We start from the raw sequence: 21433 nt of genomic DNA, 5'->3' as shown, positions 1-21433 counted from the left end.
TGTCGCGACGCTACGGCCCCCCAGTGTGGCACTGAGTCGTTCACTTTTCTGGAAGTCGGGTCTTTCATTCTCTGTTCCCTCCAGGGTTACAAGAAGTGCGCAATGGGAACACGTAACCGCGCAGGCTTGGTGCGGATTTCCATGACTCCAGACGGTAAGGGCTTCAGCGGAGTCGTACGAAGACCGGCGAGAGGCAGTTCCCGTCGGAGTCGGTGCCCTGTGCGGTGGCGATGATCGCGCCGGAGATGAGCGCGTAGGCGCAGCTCACGGCGGGCCCGCTGAGCAGCGTGCACCTTGCGGTGATCGCGCCGACGTCGCCTCGGCTTCTTCGGAGCGGCGCCCGCTATCCGTTCAAACTTCGGTCGATCCGGTCGGGTTCTTTGGTTGCGGTCCACGCATCCGTCTTGCGCGAGATGCCTTGCGTCGTAGATCGAGAAGCGGCCCCCACGCTTCTGGCCAGCTATGAACGCCTCGCACGAGGAAGAGATCCGCCGCAGGATCGGCCTCGTCTTCCCATAACCATAAGCCATAGATAGCTGCAGCGCGGTCTCCGTCGGCATTCTTCGATTGAGCCGGTTGCAGCATCATTTCGCGGCCTTTTTCGCGATCCCCGTCCTCCTCTTGCACGCACCAAGCCTCTTGGTCGAGAAACTTCACATAACGTTCCTGCGCGACGACGTCACGCAACTATTCATGCCTTGGCGCCGCATGCTTCCCTCGGACCGAAGGCTGCGCAATATCGCTTGGGCCGTGCCGGATTGCAGGAAAAGAGGAGACAATCTCAAGAAGCACCTGCCTAGCTTGGCGAGCAGACATCGCCGTGCTAGGGAACTCTCGCTCTGTACCGTCTTTCATGATGATTATGAGCATACGAACGAACAGGTGAAGCGGGTCGAGTCCGCCTTCCGTGAACCGATTCATCAGGCCCGAATATCCGCGGACTTCCACGCGTTCTATGGAATCCGACCGCAGTCGGACGGTGCGGAACCAACCACGGATCTTCAGATCGCTCGTCCCTATGAATACCCCAACGGTCGCAGCTCTGACAAGCCAAAGGAGCAGGAGTCCAAAGACGGCAGTCTGCTCCCAAGCCAGACCGGTCACCGCGACGCTCACGCCGGTCGCCCCACCAAGAGGCAGGACGTACGACGAGGCTATAACGATCGGACCGCGACGAGTACCCGGGACTCTTTTCATGCGCTTACCTCTCGTGATCACCAGCGAGTTCGCCAACGCTTGACCCATCGGCGATTGCCGCCCCACGCCGATATGCCGTTACCGACGGTGTTGCCAACAGCGTTCGCGCGGAAATGAACCCGACGATATGAGCGGGACACCCAGCGTCTCGACGCCGAACGTCCTGCCCGGAAACTGTATCTGACGTGCGACCGAATGACCCCCGGCCAAACCGCGCAAGCCCCTTTGCGGCGTATCCGCCGCCGATTGCACCTACCGCCGAGACGGCGGCCTCTCCCCATCGCCCCTGCACCGCGTACGCCGCGGTCTGGATCACGCCGCAAGCCGCAGCGATGCCGTAGACGGGAACAAATCCGCATGCGAAGAACACGGCCTGTGATACCCGGTTGTTGGTCAGGAACCGGGCTACACCTCTCACATGGCGCCAGGCTCGTTTCCAGGACCACTGCCCGCTGAGGTCGAAGTCGCCGACTGGATCGTTGACGTACGCATACGCGTTGTCGGTGCCGCCCTCGACAGGGTCGACTTGCAGGAACCGTCCGAGGCCGGGGACGTATTGACGCGCGCCCATCTCGATCGTGGCGATGGTGCCCACGTGTTCGGTGAGCTTCTGGTGCTGCCCGACCCAGCCGCCACCCCGGACCGCTTCGTCCCCTGAGCGGTCCACTCCCCCGTCATCCCAATGACACGGGCTCCTCGTCCGGTGAGATCAGTTCGAGTTGGTCGACAGTGACCATCAACGAGGTGAGGAGCATCACTGCGACTACGCAGTTGCGTTCAGCGACCTGTTCGGGGCCAAACCGATGCGAGACGACGTGTCGGGTCAGATGAGTCGGACGCGGCCGACGAGACTTCGGGTTCCAGTCGTCGTAGAACAGCACCAACGGCCCCCGTGTCGCTCGTTCCATCACTTCTGCGAGGGTGACATCCTCCTGTAACGCGTGGTGCTTCTTCACCTGCTGACGGGCTGAAACCCACTCGAGTCGTTCGACGATGGAGTGCGTGATTGCTACCGCTGAGATCGCTGCAACCTTCCACAGTCCGTACCGGCTTGCGGATAGGAGCTCCTGCACGGTCGGCATGAACGGCATCAACGACGGGTCGCTGACGTCGTCAAGGGCGGTCTCGCAGTCATGGAGGATCTCATCACGGTGCTCCACGAGCAGCAGTGACCGTGCTGTTGCGTCAGAAGCGCACAGCAGCGTCTCCAGCAGCTCCCAACGTGGTACCCATGCCACAGGGATGCCTTCGTCGTTGACCATGGCGGTCAAACCCGGCAGATACTGCTCATACGCGGTTGGCCAGTTGCGGGGGACGCGAATTCGACGTTCGAACGCATCCCAGTCGAACCCGCGGAGAACGTCGAACATCCCCGTCGGCACCGTGAACGTCGGAATCGGCGGGATCGTGAACTTCGGCACGGTGATCTTCGGCGACCAGGCGGAGAGCATCCGGGCAGGTTCTAACGCTGCAGACGCGTGCCGGATGAGGTCCGACGTCATCGACGCCGGCATGACTGGCTTGTATGCGAGGGCAACCTGCTGCAACGCGGGCGCGATGGTTGTCGTCAACGATGCACGCAGCTCCGCCTGCTGAGCGGTGACGGAGGCCGCCAACGCCTGCAGTGCAGAGTTTGAGCCGGGGTTGAACCGGAACCCGTCGGGACGCATCGGGCGCACCTCCTTTTCCTCCAGCAGGCCGGACACGGTCATCCGAACACACGCCGCTGACACCTGCCCGGTGACTGGCCGCTCTCTGAGGGTCAAGAAGCAGAAGTCGGCGTCATGCTCACGTTCGGTCTGCGCTCCGGTACTCTGAGTTCACCGAGCCCCTCAGTGAAGGGGCTACCGCCGCAGGTTCCGAGATGGACCTGTGGCAGCCGGCGGAGCGATTCCGTCGTGACTTCATCATGTGGGCGCGATGCCCTCAGCAGTACGCCGAAGAAGAGCCCAGGCGGCTCAAGGTCGGTACCGAGGAGCCCCAGGTGGGCTGAAGCGGATGGTCAAGGCGTTTCAGTTCTCTTCCCGGTCGGCTCCTGCGAACCGCCCCGGACGAGGACAGCCATGAGACGTCGTGACCGGCAGTCCCGGACGAGATCTACACGCTGACCTGATCGTCATCGACACGCAGGGGTTGATGCGCGGTTGTGGAGGCGTCCATGGAATTGACCTCGTTGCTGCACACGGTGGCGCTGCCGGCGCCGGTGTCGTTGTGTGTTCTTGCGCTGCTCTGGTTGACGCGTCGGCACACCGCTGCGCTGCTGTTCGGGTTCTTAGCGGTGTTCCTTCCGCCCGATCGCGCTGAACGAGCACTCGAGGTCTTCAAGCGTCTGACTCGCGATCATCACCGCCCCCGGCGCTGACAACGCACGCAATCGCCCCCCTCTTGGGGGAGGGACGTCAAGCGGAACATGTCACGACGTCTCCTAGGCTCGTATCGGAGTATCGACTGCCCTTCGGATGGGTTGTCGTCGACGAACGGGGCGGGTTTTGGGATTGTTCGATTGGCTGCTCGGTCGCCGCCGTCGAGGAACTGCTGACAGGCATGGGCCTTCCGGCGCGGCAACGATGCCCCGCCCTTCGAGGGTCCCCGCCTTCGCCGTCATCGACGTCGAAACCACTGGTCTCTCACCGCAGCGGGACCGGATCCTGGAGCTCGCGATTGTCCGGCTTGATGAATCGGGCGCTGTCATCGACGAATGGGTGTCCCGCTTCGACCCCGAGGGCCCTGTCGGCGCGACCCACATTCACGGCATCACGCAGGCGGATGTTGCCGGTCAGCCGCGGTTCGCTGACGTTGCGCCGACGGTGATGGCTGCACTGTCTGGGCTTGCGGTGGTGGCGCACAATGCGAAGTTCGACTTGGCGTTCCTGCGCAACGAGTTGAAAGCGGCCGGTTGGAGTGTTCCGTGGATCGCGGCGTACTGCACGTTGGACGCCAGCTATGCGTACCTGCCGAATATGGACCGTCGCCGGCTTGTGGATTGCTGCTGGGCGGTTGGAGTGCGTCTCGAAGATGCCCATTCCGCGCTAGGGGATGCTCGAGCGGCGGCGGGTCTGCTCGGTGCGTACGTGACGGTGAATGGCGGTCCGGATCCTGTTCTGCTGGAGGCGTTGGCCGCGGCGCGAAGCTCTGACTGGCCGGCGTCGCCAGTCCGGCCGCCGTTGACGGTGGAGCAACGCACCGCAAGCGGCAGCGTCCGGGCACGTCCGATGCGGATCACCCCGCCGAAGCCGTCAGCGCCGCCGCTGCTGCGGCAACTGACCGCACTGTCGCTTCTCGAAGTGATCGAGGAGGGCGCACCCGTCGGCACGACCGCGTACGTGGAGATGCTGTTCGACGCGCTCGAGGACGGCGACATCAGCGACGCGGAAGCGGAAGCGTTGCAGGAGCTGGTCGCCGAGTTCGAACTGTCCGCGTCGGATGTGCACGCAGCGCATGAAGCGTTCCTCCTCGCCCTCGCACATCGGGCCGTCGACGACGGCCGGATCTCCCACGACGAGCGCCGTGAGTTGAAGACCATCGCGTCGCTGCTCGGTGTTGCGGACACAACGGTGAAGCAGGTCCTCGACCGGGCCGACGCCGCCCGTCACGCCCGACTTGGTGCCGGGCTCGGCCCGCTTCCAGACCCGTGGCCGCACGGCGAGCCGCTGCGGGTTGGTGACCGGGTCGCGTTCACCGGCTGCGACGAGACGCAGCGTCTCCGTCTCGAACAACGCGCCGAAGAACTCGGCGTCAGGGTCATCAGCTCCGTGTCCCGACTCACGGTCATGCTCATCACCGACGGGTCCTTCGCCGGCGGGAAGCATGCGAAAGCGCAGCAGCTCGGCACCCGTCACGTCCACCCGGACATCTTCGACGTGCTCCTGCAACATCTACAGCCGGCTCAGGCAGCTGTCCGAAGCAGCGCTCCGACACCCACCGCAGCTCCGCGAGGAGCCGACGCGTCGCCCGCAGCGATTCGAGCGTGGGCAACAGCAAACGGGTACCAAGTCGGTGTCCGTGGACGCCTTCCTGGCGAGGTGCTCGCCGCGTACAACAGTTCGACCAGCAGTGTCTGACGACGTGCTCGTGGCGTTCATCGGCGGCGCTGTCACCCTCGGCGTCGGAGTGCTCGCCGCCGGTGTCGCCATCGGTGTGTACTACGCGGGTGAGCGGAACCGACGCAAGGAAGCTCGTCAGGAGCTGCAGCGACAGATGGTGGTCCGCATGCTGGACACCATCGATGATGCGATCCGCGCCGGCCTTGTCCCGAGAATGTTCCGTCTGTCACGGACCCCGGAGTTGGAAGTGGTGATGGCACTTCCGAGGCTGCTGTTAGATCTGCCGACACAGGACCTCCCTGTCGCGCTGTGGGCTGCGAGTCAGGTTCAGCAGGCTCGGAAGAAGCTTCGGCGACGAGCATTCGTGCTCCGAGTCGTTGAGATTGAATCGGCGCTGATCTCCTGGCATCGCGGCGACCGACCACTGACATGGTTCGAGGAACAACTGACGCTGCAGCCCTACGACCCGAAGTTCACACTCGCATGGTGGAGAAGAGCGCTGCTGTTCGCACGTGACGCACTCGAGAGCGCCGTTGCGGTCGGAACGCTGGGGCTCATCGGACGAGCCCTTCGGGCTGTCACTAGCCGGTGACCATCGGCCGTTGAGCATTCCCAGCCGCGGTGCGATCGCATACGTTCGCGTGGCACGGCAGGCCGCTTGCACCTTTAGCCGTTGCGGCACCGCGCCTACGAACGCGCTAACCCCCGTGACGCCATGCAGGGGTAGCGGCCGGCCGGCAGGGGTGCGCCCTTCGCGGCATCACCTCCGATCGGTCGAACGATCGCAGGCGAGCCGACCTTGTCCTACTGGTCGGCTCCGTCCACCGGGCGTCGTGCGATGTCGATTGCCTGATCGAGCAGGGACAGCGCCTCACCGTCACGCGCCGCCGCATCCGGGAACGGAACGTCAAGCTCTTCGACGAAAAGGACGGCCACTGTCGCAAGGTCACGAACCGTGAGCGTGCGACCGCTCGCTCCCGTGACGCGTTCATCCCAGGTCGCGGTCTGGCTCTCATCCTTGACGATGACGACGTTGCGACGATGGCTGGCCTCAGCCGCGACGGCGGCTGGGACATGAACTCCGCGGCGGGCCATTGGTTGTCGAGCCGCTACCACCTGAAGTTTCGGCGCGGTGTCCTCTCCGGAGATCACCTCGGGTAGATAGCCGGGTGGCTGGATCAGAAGCATTGCCCGTCATCCGACGTGATGAAAGAGCGTACGCGGGACGTAACAAAGCCGCGAGCTGTTGCACGGCGCCAGTCTGGCTGACATTCTGCACAGCAGGGGGGCATGAGGCCCCGTGATTCTAGGGGGATTCATGAAGGTGAAGAAATCACGCGTCGGTCTGCTGGTAGCGGCCGCCGCTACAGCAGGGCTAATTCTGTCGGCTGCGGCGCCAGCCTCTGCGGGAACATATACGTGGATCAACAAGCCGACCCTGAGCAACGCGACGTACAAGGAGCCCGGTCAGTCGACAAGCTTCTCGCGAACCGGGGTGAAGTCATACCTCGCAGCCGACGGCTACTACTGGGACACGACGTTGTGGCTCGGAAGCTACTCAGCGCACGGCTATGCGACGGCATCGATCTCGAGCAAGCTTTCGAATCAGCCGACAAAGGTGTTCTGGAAGTACACGAACGACCCGAACACAAAGACAAAGGTCAACCTGCGTGTCACCCTCCAGGGAGTTCCTGGCGGTCCGACCGGTGCACGTAGCGCGTCGGCGGCATCCGACTCGCTTCCGAAGATTGTCGACCCGAGTGCGGTCGGCGAGGGACTCGACGTCGCTACGGCGGAACACGTCGGCGACAGCGACGGCGTTGCGTATTGGCGGGGTCTTGACAGCGCCGGGAACATCGCGTTCCTCGCTGTCGACGGCGAGTACGCTTCGTCCACGACCGTCACCGCGGAGCAGTTCCACGAGACCGGCGTCACTCTTCGGACCGACGGATCGAACGGGTCACACCAGGGCGTGTTGGTTCCCGAGCAGTTCGCAGCTTCCACCGACTTCGAGGAAGCAGGGCTGACCAAGGCCGGAGAAAACCTGTTCGTAGAGGACACGCCGCAGGCTACCAATGAGTCGGTAGTGATCAACGAGGGCGGCAGCAGCGCGCAGCGCCAGTCGCGTGCCGCAGCGCAGGACACCCTCACGGTGCACCTCTTCGGCGCACCGCAGTAACGCAAGGTCAAGGAGTCACGATGTCCAACATGAAGCCCGAAGAGCCGCGCCGACAGCGATCAGCTGACTACCTCCCGGGTGTGAGTGGTAATCCCGTGGCTCCGTTCCAACGCGACTATCAACCAGGCGAACAACCGATCAAACACGGCTGGATTTATCTCGTGCCTATCGGAGCGATCGTCGTTGGCGGTGTCGTCGCGTATTTCATTTGGGGGCAGTAACACTGCCTACTACGCCCAGCTACCAGCTGGCCGTTGGTAAGAACAGGGGAAAAGCAGTGAAGAAGAACCGTATTGGCATGGCACTGGGGGCAGCAGCGACGGCGAGCGTGCTCGCTATCGGGCTTGCGTCGCCCGCCCAGGCGGCATCGAACACCTGGCTCGACAAGCAGACCCGCGGCTACACGACCTACACCGAACCAGGGCAGTCCCGCTCCTTCTCACGGACGGGGGCCGAACTGCAGGTGTTCTTGAAGCCGAGCTCCAACTCCTTCGCGAAGCTCACCTGGGGGTCGGTGGTTGCGCAGGGTAGCCAGACGCTGCAGCAGCTCAACGGTCCTCGCAACAACGCAGTGACCACCGGCTACTGGAAGCTCAAGTCTGCAAAGCCGGACGACCCAGGAACCATCCGAATGACCGTGAAAGTCACGGGCGTCCCGACCGGTGGAATGCGAGCCGCCTCGCCCTCTGCGCCGGAGAATGTTGAGCTTCCTGACGCCGTCGATCAGGTCAGTCTGCAGGAACACGGGGTTGACGTCTCGACGGCTCGTGAGGTGGGCGCCGAGGCAAGCACCGTCTTCTGGGCAGCTGACGTAGAAGGCGGTGGTACTGCACTCATCGCTGTGGACGGGGATTACAGCTCCGTGACCTACGCAACGGCCGAGTCATTTGCGACAGGCGGCATCGCCACCCGTCTGGATACCGCTTCGGGTAGCGCTGAAGGAGTGCTGCTGCCCGAGCAGTTCGAGGGAACAACGGCCCTGGAAGAGGCGGGGCTGAACGACCACGGCGGCGCGTTCTGGACCGGCGGTGCAGGCCTTCATGAGGGCTCCGTTGCCGTAGAAGCTGCTGCACCTTCCGATGTAGCGCGTTCCTCGTCGGGCTTAACCGGAACTGCCGCTTCGATCACGGTTCCTCTCTACGGTCGCGGCTAGCAAGTAACCGCCAAGCTGTTCACGAAGTGCCCCGGGCCGTCCTGCCTTGGGGCACTTCCGTGTCCTCCGATGCGCGGCCGTACTCGCGAGATGCAGCCGACCTCTCACGCGAGTAGCTCGCCGCTTCCGTAGCTCAAGCATGACGGGGCCCCGACGACCCAGAGCCGTCAGATGGCGAGAAGATCCTCGGCACGTCCGAGCAAAACCCAGGGGATCCGACGCGCTGGAGAGCACGCCCCGAAGGAACGCGGTCCCGCGTGTCGTTATCAATGAGCAGTTGACCACGCAATGTCGCGGAGGGTCACGCACCACTGGACAGCACCGGCGGGCTGGTTCGCGCGAATCCGAACGGACGACACCCCCCCCACACACCGCCAGTGACATGCGGGACCGAAGAACTCGCCGTCGCGGCAGGAGCACAAGAGCGACCGAAGACGGCAGCCGAGCGCGAACTGCAAAACCGGTGCACGCTGCCGGCATCTGACACCAGCGTCAGGCTTGACGTCTCCGGTCTGAAAGAACGCGCGAGCGGTCAGGCCCGTGGGAACGGCAACGTCACCCCTCCTCGGTCAAGGCAGGAACGTTGCAGCTGGGCCGACCGCAGGGCCGGCCCGAGCTCCTGAAGGGGCGGCGTCGTTCCCGCCATCGATGCGCCGCCGCATGGCTCACTGCGTGTCACACGGCATCAGCTACGACGAAAGCCCCCAGGCGAACCTAGGGGCTTTCGAGGGGCTTCACGAGAACCGTGAATCTTTTCAACGAGATCCGTGAATCGCCCGCTGGCGGGTCATTTGCAAGTCTCGCGGATCGGCTCAATGACGCGGATCAGAGGCGGCCCCAGTGGCCGTTGAAGCTGAGTTTCCCCTGGGTCGGGTTCAGGTTTCCCCTTTTTGCAGAAATCCCAGATCAGGAGCCATACCTCGACGGCAGCTGCTCGCCGCTTAGAGCGGTCGTCGATCTGCGAGGCATCGCGGGAGCGGCGTCAAACGGCGGCGCTGGCACAATGCCGATCCACTCAGGCGTCGACGGTCGCTCGGCTTTCCAATTTGCCTTGATGAGGGTCGCGAGAACCGCCTGGTCGCCTTCGACGGGTGCCGGCGCGTACTGCCCGAGCAGCCATCTGAGCGCTCCTGCTGCGGCCGCCTACCGACGCCGAGGAGCGCAGCAGCACTCGGGTCGACGCTCTCAGCGGCGATCGCTCCTGTGGCCGCTCCGACCGCGCCGTCGATGACGACGTCGGTACCAACTTTCCGGAACGAGCTCCCAAGCGTCAGGCAGCACCGTGAAGCAGCTGATCCAAAGAATCGGAAAGGTCCTCTGCTCGGCGTGGCATCTCAGTGTTCAACCACTCGTGCACATGGCGGCGGGTGAGGGTGTCGCGTGCTGCGGCATCGGTAAGGACGATGTCGCAGTACGGGACGGCAGCAGCGAGCGTGTGAATGTCGTAGATGTCATGCTCGGTCCACGTCTTCTGCGGGTTGTGGTGGTATTCGGCAAGCATCGAGACCATGGTGGCGTTGCTTGGCATGCTCATTACGAGGTTCCGTGCCGTCACCGGCGTTGCGACGTCTTCGACGGTGAGTCGGCGGAGTGCGCGTTCGTTCTCGAGCATGTCAAGCAGCTCGAGTGTGAGGTGCCTGGCGATGACGAGGTCTCGGATACTGCGGCTCTTCCGGTAGGGGTCGATGAGTTTCGACCATCCGGTTTCGAAGGCGGCGTTGTCGCGTACCGCCTGCTCAGGGCCTTCGGGGGCGTACCCGTCCGCGCGCAAGCGCGGCACGTCCGCGTCGGAAGGACCCGCGAGCAGCATCCATTCGGCTTGCGCGTTAGCGTCCGCGAGTCGGGCGGCGAAGCCTGGCGTGTTCGCAAGGTGCTCTGCCGTCCTGTCCACGCCGTCGCTGTCGATGATGCGGAGCCCACCGACCATGCCCAAAGCGTGAAGAGCGCTCGTGCCGATGAGGTCGAACTGTTGGTACTGCGTACCGGTGGTACCCGTTACGACGTCAAGCGCGGTCGAGAGCTCAGTCAGGAAGATGTCGGTCAGACCTGGCAGGTAGCGCGGACCGCTGAGTTCGGCGATGAGGTTGGTCAGGGACTGACGCTGTTTCGGGTCCTTGATCTTGATGATTTCACGGTACAAGCCGGAGGTGAGAACGATCGTGACCGCGTCGGCTGCGACCGCCTGCCGCAGTGTGGCGAGGAGGCGTTCGTAGACGAGCGTGCCTCTCCCCGCGTCGGCGCGTGCAAGCTCAATCCAGTGGTTGAGGTCGAGGAAGAGCACTGGAGGCGGCGACTCGGGACGCTTAAGAGCCGCCGGCCAAACCGGTTGCGGAAGCCAGTGTTCCTCATCGGCTGGGTCACGCCACCCTCTCGTCATGGGTTCATCCTCGCAGAGCGCCCCCAGGGCGCACACGGTTGAGCCAGACTCTGCCCGTCGGACTCTGCCGCGCCCCGTCAGGCGCGCATGGGCAGCTCAGTGGGGGTAACCAGAGATGAACGTGCGCCATGAGCCTGACGTGCGCGCCCTCGCTGTCGCCCGCCGGTGAGACGATCTGATTGTGGACGAACCCTCTGCTCCTCCTGCTGGCGCTCCCGGCGATGCATCTGAGCCGGCGGTCAGCGGCGACAGCACAACGTCCGACTTTATCGAGGCCTTCCAGTGGCGCGCTGACGACAACATGGTTGCGCTCCGGTTCCGAAGCGGGCTCGTGCGAGGTGTCCGCGGAGACGCCTCGTTCGCTAAGCACGCGAAGGACTTCGCCGTCGTGGAAGTTCACCCCTGGCGACGGGAGGTGTTCTTCAAGACCGCTCGAGGGGATGGCTTCTCGTCGAGGTTCGGATCGCGCTTCAACTCATCACCGCTGCATGACCGTCCCGTGGTCTACCTGGACCAGAACCAGTGGAGCACGCTGAGCAAGTCAGTCAACGCCCCCTGGCGAGTGCGGTCGGACGACGAGCTTCAAGCGGCATGGCGCCTCATCAGGATGGCTTCGTTGGGGAAGGTGATTCTGCCGCTGTCCGCCGCTCACCTCGGCGAAACGGGTAGCTTCGGGAACGACGAGGGACGCTACGAGCTGGCAGTAACGATCATGTCCTGCAGCGGCGGATGGCAGATGCGCGACCCCCTCCAGGTTCGAGCCGCAGAGTTTCGCCAGGTCCTCGCCCGCTCCGCAGGCAGGCCGGCGGCACCAGTGCCGGACGTCTTCACGTTGGAGCCGTACGCCGCCCTAGACCCTGCAACCCGAGAAGGGTCCTCTCCCCGCGAGGCGCCCGCTGAGCTTCCCGCCGAGTGGACTTACGCCTATACGGCGTCGTTGTCGAACGTGATCTACGCCTCGATGATGCTCGACCAGCAGGCGACGCCGCGCGGCGACATGGCGGGCTGGGTGCAGCGAGTGCAGGAGTTTTCCACATGGCTCTCCGGCGAGACCGATCGAACGAAGCAGCAACGACGGCGCGCCGCCGAGGTTTTTATGTTTTCGGATGCCACCCGAGAGATCGCGCAGGCTGCCTTCGATGCGGGGCTCACCCCAAGCGAGATGTCCACGTGGACACAGTCAACGTGGCACCGCCCGGAGCTTGGGGCACCCGCGATATCGCTGTTCCGCGCAACAATGATCGACAAGCTCCTCGGTTCCGGTCAATGGGAAGGAAACGACCTCACTGACCTTTTCTACCCGTGCACAGCGGCCGGCTACGCCGACCACGTTGTCGGTGAGCGACGAACGATCGGTCTTCTCCAGCAGTCGGTTCGGCGTCAGCGGGCTCGAGTGAAGCTGCACCGCACGCTAGCGTCAGTGGTGAAGGCGCTGGAGAAGTAAACACTTTCGGCCCTCGACACCAAGGCCTCAGACGACCCGGTACGACGACGTTCTGCACGATCGTCGGTTCAGCATCGCCAAGCAGTGATCGTCCGGAACCGTCGGGGTGCCGCGAATGCTCCCGACCCTCCGGCAGGGGCTCACGCAAGCGGACGATCCTGGCCGGCGCTTACGGCACTTCTGCCTCACAGAAGCTCATACATCTAGTGCCTCGCGTGGCGATATGGTCTACGAGTGATATGCGGCTGGGTCCCTGGCTGGATGACGTACGACTGGTGGAAGGACATCGGCACGGGGCTGATGGCAGTCGTCGCCGCGCTGACCGTCGGCTTCACCACCATCCGTGTGGCTTACGGCTCGCGGGAACTCGCGAGAGAGGTCAGCGATCGCGAAAAGAAGAGAAGCGAAGCTGCGGACCGCGAGCGCTACCGGGATCAGCTCCTGCGAGTGATAGAACCTGCCGTGACTTCCCTGGTCACCTATGGCAACGCGTTGAGCGCCAGCGATGAACCTAACAGCGTTGCGATCAGACAGCTGCGAGCAGATGCGACAGCTCGCCTCACCCTCGTTGACGCGATCGCCGATGAACGCGACCGCTACATCACGTCCGCGATCTTGCGCGATTTTCTCGAAGCCACAGAGCACGATCGCCACCCGGACGTCCGAATCCAAGTCGTGAGCCGATTCGCGGGATCGCTCTCGGGGCTGATCGCCCAGCGGGACTCCTTCGAGGACCGACTTGCCGATGTGAAAAACACACTCAGTCAGGAACAGGCAGAGAATCAGAGACGGGTAACCGCTCGAGAAACTGCGGGACGCCTACTAGGGCGCTGACTCAGCAGCGTCGTGGTGCTATGAATCCAGTCCAGCTTATATGCTTCGCAGGTACGCTGAGGTCTCTGCGTTTGCAAACTGGCGCAAATAGTGCTGCAGCGCCGCGAGTATTTTCATAGGCGGCTGCGAGTGCACCTGCGGCAGAGAGCGCGCGTCCCTCCGCAGCCACGCTTTGGAGTGCGTCGCGTGAGCACATGCAAGGGGCTTGTAGCCTTTTAGCTTACGTAGTCGGCGCTGCCGTCCCATTGCCCTTCGACGGCTCCGGTCGCGAGGCCGCCCCACGAGCCGTTGAGGATGTAGAACGCCGCTCCTCGGAGCCGCCATGTGACACCGACGAGGTCCTCGACTAGTTGGACCATGCCGTCGAATGTGGTCGCTGTGATGTTTTGCTCGCCGTCGGGTTGACGCTCGAGCCCTGCTAGTTCCCATCCGCCGCTGAGTAGGTCGGCGCGGAGCATGTCGTGGACGAACCGGTTCCTCGTCGCGTACAGCTTGTTTGCGGCGGTGAGCGTCGCATTCACTGCTCGCCGGCCGGCGTCGTCGATGCCATCATGCTGGGCGAGGAGCGCTTTGCACTCCTTGACGATGGTCGTGATGTACCGCGGCGCGTCGAGAAACGCATCGATCTCATGACGTCCGCGCAGAGCAGCGTGAACGAATCGGAGAGCCGCGTCGAGGCTCGTCGTCTCAGCGGTGATCCGGCCGAGCAGGAACACCCGCTGGTCAGAGGATGGCAGTGTCCGCAGCGAATCGAGTTCCACGTGGCCACACTGCCACGCGGCGGATGGCGGAGGGGAACTAAATCTCTCAGTCGGTAAGACCGCACTGGCTGATGCCTCCGACGGCGACAAGAGCCGAGTTGACACATGCAGTGCTCTTGCGTGGATTCCCGCGCGGGCCTTGTCGGGGGCCTGACGTACTCTCACGTCTGCTACGAGCGACGGCCGCTCGGGCTTCGAAGGAGAAGATTATGGCGGACTCGGTGATCAAGAACGTCGAGAAGGACCGTAACGGGGACCTCACCTACGTGGGCGTTTCCGGCACCTGGAAGTGGACGGTCGCCCAGGTTGTGTCGTCGATCGAGTCGGGAACGAACAGGTTCTACGTGATGTGCCCACAGCGAGCGGACGCCGTCGTCCGAAGCACCGCTGGCGGCCGCAGGTTCCTGAAGACGACGGCGGACACCACGACGAGGAACAACCTCGATAGCCTTCCGCCGTTCTGATCACGATTAGATGCCGCCACGACGTCGTGGCGGCATCTCAGGTCTATACCGCGGTCATTCCCACCGTCGGTGCGATCAAGCGCAGCCGATAGTAGAGGTTGTGGCACCACCGATAGTGCCCTGATTGAGGAGTCTCGACATGACCAACCGCCTTGCCCGCACCACCTACTGGCGCCACCACCGCGTCTGGCGTTTGCGCCTCGACCCCGACGCGACGGGCGCCGGCGACAAGGTTGGCGACCTCATCGGGTTCAGCGGCAACATTCACGACCCAGACGACGAACTGAAGGTCACGATGCTGCTGTCCGCATGGGGCGTCCGTCCTGCGCCCGGCGGCTGGCGGGACGAGGACGGGACTCGGGTTGTACCGGTGGTGAAGCTCAAGTAGGTGCAGCTCCACGCGAATTCGGGAGTTGCTCGGTGGTTGGCTGGCTCACGCTGACGCACTTGGCGCAACGCTGCCGACGCACCGTAAACCGGGAGCTGGATCAGAGCGCCTTCGAAGGTTCGCCGCGTCGGACGGTCCCGATACGGTCAAGATATGAACACGGAGGTGCTGCAGACGCTGCGTAATCAACTCGGTCAGCCGGCACTGTCTTACCTCCTCGGTCGCGATCCAGCTGACGCCGATGACTTCATCACCGAAACTGAACTCACCGCTGCGCAGGAAGCCGTCCTCGAACTGCTCGAGATGACCCGCCAGGTGCGCATCGTCTCGGACAGCGATTCGACGCACGTCGCCTGGGCGCATTTGCTCACCGGGCCGTCCGGGATCGACGGTCAAGCGCTGGGCACGTCCCTCCGCGAGTTCGCTGGCGGATCCATCCCGCAGATTGACGCGCGCACTCCCCCGCTGGAGCGGACGCTGATGCGTATCGCGGTCGACGCGTACCCCGCTCTACTCATCCATGAATCGTTTGCTGCCTCACGTGGGGCGATGCCGCTCCTGTCCCTGCATAGTCATCCCCTCCACGACGTGTTCCAGACTGCAGCTGATTCCGACCAGCAGTTGCACCGCCTACTCACGATCGGCGCTGAGCCGGGCCACGGAGAGGACCTCCTCTACCGCAGTACCGGTGCCGGGATGACCTTTTCCCCGACCCTTCTCGTTGACCAGCTCATTAACGCGGCATGGGCGCGGGTTAACGCGGCATGGGCGCGGGCACACCTCGACACCCTCACCCCGACCGTGACGCAGCTCACCACCGAAGCCACCCGCACGCTTGGCCGCACCCGCCGTGCACTACGCGGTGTCACCAACGTGCCTGCTCGCGTTGGATTCACTGGCGTTCTCCTGCCAGAAGGTTCCCGCACCACGATGTTCGGATCTGCACGGTTGCGCCCCGCGGACGGACGCGATCGTCTTTTCGCGCGCATGACCGGGCTCGCTGGCGGAACCAGTACCCATGACGACCACGGAGTATCCACATCCCTCACGTACGCTGGCGATCTCGTCCTCGAGTTCGACGCGCCATTCGCCTTCACGATTCGGCAGCAAGCCGCGGACGAGCCTTGGCCCACAGCCTCCTTGCAGACAGCACGTGCGTTCGACACAGTGACGGAGAACCTTCGCCTCGGACTTCTCCTCAGCAGCGCCCAGTCCACGCCATCGGTATATTCAACCTGGCGGACCGTCTTCGAACCGCTGAGCTTCGGGCCTTCAGTCGGCTGGGACGACCCCGCACGCGTCGCCGGGCTGCACCCAAGACGCCTCACCGACTCCGAGGTCGTGTCGTGGCAAGAATGGGTCGACCGAGTGAGTGCACATCGTCAGCACGTCGGCATCGCCGTCCGCAGACTACTGCTCGCCATCAACGAGCGAACCCGACCCGAAGATGTGCTCCTCGACGCGGTCATCGTCTGGGAGAACCTCTTCGGCGTTGACGAGCGGAACGAAACGACGGAAGCGGTCACTGACGCGCTCGCCTGTCTGCTCCACTCGAACAAACTCGACCGTGACGACGCGAGAAGGCGCTACCGGACCATCTACAGCCGTCGAAACGACATCGTCCACGGAGCCCGCACCTTCGACGACCAAACCCTCAGGAGTATCGCGATCGATGCCGTTAGCGTCGCCGTTGCAGCGCTCCGGCATCTCTTCGAACATCGGCCTGACATCCTCGCACTCACCAACTCGACACGTCGAAACGCCGTTGCACGGAAGCAGGTCGGAACCTGACCGACGCGACGCTGTCTTCCCATTCGAAGTAATCGCCGATTCGCGAGCGCTGCTCTGTTCGCATATGGCTGGTCCTCGAGGGGCTCGCAGACGCAGGCGAAGCATGCTCCCGGGTCCGGCCGGTCGCCTCGAAGAGATCGGCAACAGCGCCGATGAGGTGCTGGACTTTCGCCTCGCCCCCAACCCGCCTGGAGAGACGCGACGTGCGGCGCGGACTCTAGGCTCGCTGTGATGTACTGCTCGCCATCGGATTGACGCTCGAGCCCCACACGTTCCAACCGGTCGCTGACGAGGCCGGCTCGAAGCATGTCGTGCATGAACCAGTTCCGGGACCTGCACAGCTTGTTCCGGCGGCCAACGTCGCGCGTATCGCCCGCCAACCTGCGTTGGCGATACCGTCGTGCTGGGCGAGGAAGGTTACGGGCAGCTTGACGGAGCCGTTCAACCCGACCTTCGTCACAGTCCAGCCAGCGCTTGGGCAACACCGCTCCCCGACGGGGGGATCCTCCCGCGTCGACGAGACACTGCGATGAAGCAGAGGACATAGGCCCGTTGCGCCTCGAGGACGTCGCGCGTATCGAGCTGCCCGGTATGGACGGCCGCGTTTCGGGCGAAGTACACCCGCTCAACCGCAGCGGCAAGGGCAGCGCGATCGTGCTGTCTCAGCAGCAGCCTCTTCACTCGCTGGCTGAGCAGTCCGGCGGTGCCCCGTGCATAACGGTCGGTCAATAGCATCTCGAAGGCCGTGGCAAGTCCGACCACGGATTCCCACGACCCCTCGTCGCGCACTGACCGGCGGAAATACGACAAGGACTCCAGCCATTTCGCATACACCCGGCCTGCCGGATAGTGACGCCGGTCGTCAGAGAACCGGTTGGCGAGGTAACCGTCGAATACATCGTTCACTGCTCTGAACGCGTTGCGGGCCAGCGTGGACGTGCCGTCGATAGAGGACGGGCTGAATTCGATGTTGAGGTCGGTGAGTTCCAGGACTTCCCGGCGGCTGTGCACGGGTACGGGTTGTACTTCCATGTCTGTGGATCGTCGGCTGCGGCGACTCAACATGAGGTAGTGGTTCGTGTCGAGTGTCTGCCAATTGTTGAGGCTCCTCGAACTGAAGATGCTCCCGACCTGCCCGCCGGCTGCTGGATCGAACCTGCTGATCATGACGAGTGCGCCAGCGACAGTCTTCAGCTGCCCGAGCTGCAGAAACTCCTGCTCGTAGAAGAATCCGGAGGCTGATGCGATCGACACCATGAGCAACGGGTTCCGCTCAAGCCATCTCGCGCCCCGCGAGCGCAGGACGTGTTCGAGATCTGAGAGGTTTGCGGTCGCGTGAACACCGAGCCGTCGGGTGGTCGAGTTGACGAATTGCAGAGTGCGTTGGAGGTTGTTCGTCTGAGGGGTAAAGGCGTACCCTCTGCGCGCGTCGACGAAGCTGACAAATTCCCCAGTCAGGGGGCCGAGTCCGGCTCCACGGATCCCGAAGCCTCGCAGCGGGAATAGGAGGGTTACCCGGGCGGTGGCTTCATTCGCCTTCAGCCGCCGGAACACCGCGAGTAACGGATCGGGCTCACTCAGGGACTCGAACAGGATGTCGCCGAGGAGATCTGTGCTGACGAAAAGCCTGCGTCGCCACAGCACCGAGCGCATTGCCGCGACCAGCGTGTCGATGTGATGGAGGAAGGCTTTCACACGCTTGATATCCGCTGCTGCCGCATGCACGGAGTCGCCGCCTGCCGAGAGGTAGTGCTCCCAGAGGTCGAAGAGGCCGTCTGCGTTAGTACCGTTCGGTAGCCGAGGAGTACCTGCACGGGCGAGGTACGCTGCGGAGTTAGTCACGCGCTTGCTATGCAGCAGAGCTCGTAGGTCCACCGGGTCTGGGAATCGCGCCAAAGCTGACCTTTCAGTGTCCTCGTAAATCGTTTCCAGACCGACGTCGGGCAATCAGATCCGGCCATTGGTCTCGACCGGTGGGCAGATGGGCAGATGGGCAGATGGGCAGATGGGCAGATGGGCAGATGGGCAGATGGGCAGATGGGCGACCGTGCCAGAAATTCTGGCTTCGATGTTCGTACCGTCGCAACCTACCTCGTTGCTTCATCGCGCTGATCGGAGCCGACGCTGGGGTGAGGCTTTGGGCCCTGCGGATCAGGTTCGGACAGCCGACTCTGATCACCAGGCAGAACGCTCTCGTCTCCCCGTCGGGTACCCCGCGGCGTCCTTCCGCGCACGACGGTTATCCGCACTTGCACACCGATGTGGTAGCGATCGGGAAAGTAGAGCCGACCGAGCTCGTCCGCCATCTTGAAGGAGGCGACGCTGTCTCCTTCCGCGTACTGCGCGAGGCAGGGCATGCGGACGCTGACGACCTCGCCAGGTTCGGTGTCGTTGATGAGGGTCATCGGCGGTGTGGTGATGAGCCCGCCTCCGGAACTGTCGCCGAGACGGCGAAGGTACCGGTTCCGCCACGGTATCGAGCCGGAGTTCCAGATCGTCCATGTTTTGGTGAACGGCTCGCCTGGAGCCATCAGCTGGCCGTCGTGAATGGTCTCTGCGATGAACGTTGACGCGTCGGACAGTGGGTCGGCGTCGGGGGCCGCGGTCAGAACCGGGAACGACCGGTAGTACCGGTTAATCCGTTTCTCTGCAACAACGCCGTTGTAACGGCTCGCGATGAGGCCCTGGGCGTGGAGGGTCTGGTCGATACGGTGGATGACGACCTCTGACGGCAGCTCCCTCCCATCTTCGAGTGCCCTGACGACGCGGCGGTCCCTACCAACTGCGTCGGCGACGGCTTCGACGCTCAGCCCGAGCGCTTCACGTCGCTGTCGGACCTCCCACCCGAGCTGCTGCTGCTGGGTGTCATGGCGGCCGGGTTCGGGTCGGGGTCGCGGCATGTCGCTCATTCTGTCGTTGGGGGGAGATATCCCTCAACGGGTTCGTCTCTGCAAGCTGTCATCGCCCCTCATCGGGAGGGTCAACGTGAGGAGTCGAACATGATGAAGACAGCTCTATCCCGCCTCGTGACGGTCCTCGTCGCAGCCGGAGTCGTCGCCGGTGCGTCCGTTGTTGCAGCCGCCCCGGCGTCTGCTGCGACCCGCGTCGGTGGCATGGACCTCGGTCGTGTCTGCGCAGTACAGAACAACGACTCGTGGTGGGTGCCAACGCTTGTTGCGCAGAACGCATACGGATGGCGTTGCTACAACGACAAGGTCCACCAGTTCCGGTCAATCGACCTCAATGGCGGTTGCCGGATCCTCTACGGCGGCGCAGCGTCAGCGAGCACAAGCAACAGCGCTTCGCCGTACGCGTGGTCCTGCTACCGCTAACAGTCGAGTACCTCGACGCAACCCGGTGGTCGGCTCCTCGTCATCCGGCGATGAGCCGACCACCGGTGAAGCTGCGCGAACCGTCGAAGCAGAAGCGCTTCACCCGCCGGTGCGCTGAGGACTGCCACGAGGGTCGTTCGGCGGCTCCGAGTGGATGCGTCCAAAAACTCCTTCGCGTCTGTGCGCGCCGCAGCCGAGCCGGTGGCATCCGCTAGGCGCTCGAATCCGAGTCGGGGTCCGGCACTCGTCCACCGAGGATGAACGGACTAGCCGCGGTCACGTCCAGGCGCCACCGTCCAGGCGTGGATGGCACCGTGCCAGTGACGGCCTCGAGGCATCCGGTCGTAAATATCCGAGGTCAGCGGCGTGCCGACCGGTGCCGGAAGTACGTCGCGATGCCGAGAAGCCCGCCGATGCCGGAGATGGTGGTGGTAATGCGACCCGCCGCGGAATCCCACCACGCCCAGATGGCCTGCATGTCGATCGCGTCATCCGTTGCTGCTGCGAGGACGATCCCCAGCGCCGTGAAGGACATGCACACGACGATGAGCCAGGCAAGTCCCTGCGAATCGTTGTCTCGACGTTCGATCCCATCCACTGCGACGTCTGGAGTTGACTGCTTCGATGCGCTCGGGTGAAACGCGCGCGCTATCTGCTCGTTCCAGTCCCGCACCCAGTTCGACCAGCGTCGTTCACGGGTGTGGTCCGCGGCGACGAGTCGGGCGCGCGTGATGACCGCCGGCTGCAACGCATTCATCCACCGGAGGCGTTCCTCGGAGGTGATGGTGCTGCGCCCTGCGGGGATTCTACGTGCGAGCGTGGAAAGGATCAGCCCAGATCTGCGGGCGATCAGATCCTGGTCGACGTCGCGCTCCGCCTCTTCGGCGAGCCGGTCGCAGAGCAGGACGACTTGCCACTGTGTGCGGGCACGCCACATCCATACTCGCCGTCTGATGAGCGCAGTGGCGAGAAGTGGCACGGCCGAGAAGAAGCTCGATGCCAGTGCCAGGGCGCCGGTCCCGCCAACGTTCGGGTTCACGATCGAGGACCAGGCGAGGAATGCAGCGAGGGCCAGGCAGCCACCACCGCATGTCAGCGCGAGCCACAGGGGGCCAACGAATCGTGCCCTGTTCGCCGCTTCCACGGCTCTCGCTGGCGCAAGGTGCTGGGAGCGGAACCGCGACCATCGGGTCCGCGCGGCCATCTCGTCATCGTCTTCGTCACGCAGCCATCGACGCTCAGCGCGGCTCAGCGTGAGCGCCCCACCCCGGGTCCCCTGGCTCAGAAACAACACATACAGCCAGGCGAACCAGGCGAGCAGCGCCGTAGGAGTGATCCAGGTCAGCGCCGCGAACACCGTGTACCAGGCGCTATTCAACTCGTCCGTCACCCTTCGAGCATGACGTAACCCAGCGACAACGCCAGCCGGACCGTCGGAGGACTGTCACACGCGAACTGAGCAACTCATCT

The 21433-nt window shown here is 63.8% G+C and carries 20 protein-coding genes; 11 read left to right on the top strand and 9 right to left on the bottom strand.

Going from position 1 to position 21433, the window contains the following annotated elements; genetic code table 11:
• Nucleotides 1–351: 351 nt before the first annotated feature.
• The 3 genes from ABIC61_RS12450 to ABIC61_RS12440 all read right to left on the bottom strand — a co-directional run bounded on the left by ABIC61_RS12450 (nucleotide 352) and on the right by ABIC61_RS12440 (nucleotide 2903).
• Nucleotides 352–687, bottom strand: a complete 336-nt coding sequence (locus ABIC61_RS12450; protein WP_354030150.1) for a hypothetical protein — start codon at nucleotides 685–687, stop codon at nucleotides 352–354.
• Nucleotides 688–1201: 514 nt separating this feature from the next.
• Nucleotides 1202–1792 (bottom strand): RHS repeat-associated core domain-containing protein, encoded by a 591-nt coding sequence (locus ABIC61_RS12445; RefSeq protein WP_354030149.1) that lies wholly within the window; start codon nucleotides 1790–1792, stop codon nucleotides 1202–1204.
• A gap of 79 nt (nucleotides 1793–1871) precedes the next feature.
• Nucleotides 1872–2903 carry a hypothetical protein gene (locus ABIC61_RS12440; RefSeq protein WP_354030148.1) on the bottom strand — a complete coding sequence of 344 codons (1032 nt, stop codon included), beginning with the start codon at nucleotides 2901–2903 and terminating at the stop codon, nucleotides 1872–1874.
• A 452-nt stretch (nucleotides 2904–3355) separates the two neighbouring features.
• On the opposite strand from ABIC61_RS12440, the gene ABIC61_RS12435 reads away from it, so the two are divergent.
• From ABIC61_RS12435 to ABIC61_RS12425, 3 genes are all read left to right on the top strand, one after another.
• Nucleotides 3356–3559, top strand: coding sequence for a hypothetical protein (locus ABIC61_RS12435; RefSeq protein ID WP_354030147.1), 204 nt, complete (start codon nucleotides 3356–3358; stop codon nucleotides 3557–3559).
• A 127-nt stretch (nucleotides 3560–3686) separates the two neighbouring features.
• Nucleotides 3687–5258 (top strand): exonuclease domain-containing protein, encoded by a 1572-nt coding sequence (locus ABIC61_RS12430; RefSeq protein WP_354030146.1) that lies wholly within the window; start codon nucleotides 3687–3689, stop codon nucleotides 5256–5258.
• Nucleotides 5251–5832: a hypothetical protein gene (locus ABIC61_RS12425; protein ID WP_354030145.1), complete on the top strand. Its 582-nt coding sequence runs from the start codon at nucleotides 5251–5253 to the stop codon at nucleotides 5830–5832. Before ABIC61_RS12430 ends, ABIC61_RS12425 begins: the two co-directional genes overlap by 8 nt.
• Nucleotides 5833–6044: 212 nt before the next feature.
• Here the strand turns inward: ABIC61_RS12425 and ABIC61_RS12420 are convergent, their stop codons facing one another.
• Complete coding sequence (locus ABIC61_RS12420) at nucleotides 6045–6428, bottom strand: hypothetical protein (RefSeq protein WP_354030144.1); 384 nt, start codon at nucleotides 6426–6428, stop codon at nucleotides 6045–6047.
• A 130-nt stretch (nucleotides 6429–6558) separates the two neighbouring features.
• On the opposite strand from ABIC61_RS12420, the gene ABIC61_RS12415 reads away from it, so the two are divergent.
• From ABIC61_RS12415 to ABIC61_RS12405, 3 genes are read left to right on the top strand one after another with little or no spacing between them, the layout of a single operon-like run.
• Nucleotides 6559–7419: a hypothetical protein gene (locus tag ABIC61_RS12415; protein WP_354030143.1), complete on the top strand. Its 861-nt coding sequence runs from the start codon at nucleotides 6559–6561 to the stop codon at nucleotides 7417–7419.
• A gap of 20 nt (nucleotides 7420–7439) precedes the next feature.
• Entirely contained in the window at nucleotides 7440–7640 is a 201-nt protein-coding gene (locus ABIC61_RS12410; protein WP_354030142.1) for a hypothetical protein, read from the top strand.
• Between the two features lie 56 nt (nucleotides 7641–7696).
• Complete coding sequence (locus ABIC61_RS12405; RefSeq protein ID WP_354030141.1) at nucleotides 7697–8572, top strand: hypothetical protein; 876 nt, start codon at nucleotides 7697–7699, stop codon at nucleotides 8570–8572.
• Nucleotides 8573–9842: 1270 nt separating this feature from the next.
• Here the strand turns inward: ABIC61_RS12405 and ABIC61_RS12400 are convergent.
• Nucleotides 9843–10853: a hypothetical protein gene (locus tag ABIC61_RS12400; RefSeq protein WP_354030140.1), complete on the bottom strand. Its 1011-nt coding sequence runs from the start codon at nucleotides 10851–10853 to the stop codon at nucleotides 9843–9845.
• 277 nt (nucleotides 10854–11130) lie between these two features.
• Between ABIC61_RS12400 and ABIC61_RS12395 the strand changes: the two genes are divergently transcribed.
• Complete coding sequence (locus ABIC61_RS12395) at nucleotides 11131–12393, top strand: hypothetical protein (RefSeq protein WP_354030139.1); 1263 nt, start codon at nucleotides 11131–11133, stop codon at nucleotides 12391–12393.
• Between the two features lie 261 nt (nucleotides 12394–12654).
• Nucleotides 12655–13227, top strand: a complete 573-nt coding sequence (locus tag ABIC61_RS12390; protein WP_354030138.1) for a hypothetical protein — start codon at nucleotides 12655–12657, stop codon at nucleotides 13225–13227.
• A 215-nt stretch (nucleotides 13228–13442) separates the two neighbouring features.
• Here ABIC61_RS12390 and ABIC61_RS12385 read toward each other — a convergent pair whose 3' ends face one another.
• Nucleotides 13443–13988: a hypothetical protein gene (locus ABIC61_RS12385; RefSeq protein ID WP_354030137.1), complete on the bottom strand. Its 546-nt coding sequence runs from the start codon at nucleotides 13986–13988 to the stop codon at nucleotides 13443–13445.
• 209 nt (nucleotides 13989–14197) lie between these two features.
• On the opposite strand from ABIC61_RS12385, the gene ABIC61_RS12380 reads away from it, so the two are divergent.
• From ABIC61_RS12380 to ABIC61_RS12370, 3 genes are all read left to right on the top strand, one after another.
• Nucleotides 14198–14452 (top strand): DUF3892 domain-containing protein, encoded by a 255-nt coding sequence (locus tag ABIC61_RS12380; RefSeq protein WP_354030136.1) that lies wholly within the window; start codon nucleotides 14198–14200, stop codon nucleotides 14450–14452.
• Between the two features lie 139 nt (nucleotides 14453–14591).
• On the top strand, nucleotides 14592–14840 hold the full coding sequence (locus ABIC61_RS12375) for a hypothetical protein (RefSeq protein WP_354030135.1): 249 nt from the start codon (nucleotides 14592–14594) through the stop codon (nucleotides 14838–14840).
• Between the two features lie 153 nt (nucleotides 14841–14993).
• Complete coding sequence (locus tag ABIC61_RS12370) at nucleotides 14994–16631, top strand: hypothetical protein (RefSeq protein WP_354030134.1); 1638 nt, start codon at nucleotides 14994–14996, stop codon at nucleotides 16629–16631.
• Nucleotides 16632–17087: 456 nt separating this feature from the next.
• On the opposite strand, the gene ABIC61_RS12365 is transcribed toward ABIC61_RS12370, so the two are convergent.
• The 3 genes from ABIC61_RS12365 to ABIC61_RS12355 all read right to left on the bottom strand — a co-directional run bounded on the left by ABIC61_RS12365 (nucleotide 17088) and on the right by ABIC61_RS12355 (nucleotide 21353).
• Complete coding sequence (locus ABIC61_RS12365) at nucleotides 17088–18473, bottom strand: hypothetical protein (protein ID WP_354030133.1); 1386 nt, start codon at nucleotides 18471–18473, stop codon at nucleotides 17088–17090.
• 245 nt (nucleotides 18474–18718) lie between these two features.
• A complete protein-coding gene (locus tag ABIC61_RS12360; RefSeq protein ID WP_354030132.1) occupies nucleotides 18719–19531 on the bottom strand; it encodes a helix-turn-helix domain-containing protein in 813 nt (270 codons plus the stop codon).
• 790 nt (nucleotides 19532–20321) lie between these two features.
• Nucleotides 20322–21353: a hypothetical protein gene (locus ABIC61_RS12355; RefSeq protein ID WP_354030131.1), complete on the bottom strand. Its 1032-nt coding sequence runs from the start codon at nucleotides 21351–21353 to the stop codon at nucleotides 20322–20324.
• Nucleotides 21354–21433: the final 80 nt, after the last annotated feature.

The sequence above is a fragment of the Curtobacterium sp. 1544 genome, from assembly GCF_040544915.1.
In the GTDB taxonomy this organism is placed as follows: domain Bacteria; phylum Actinomycetota; class Actinomycetes; order Actinomycetales; family Microbacteriaceae; genus Curtobacterium; species Curtobacterium pusillum_C.
This window is presented reverse-complemented; position numbering and strand designations above follow the sequence as displayed.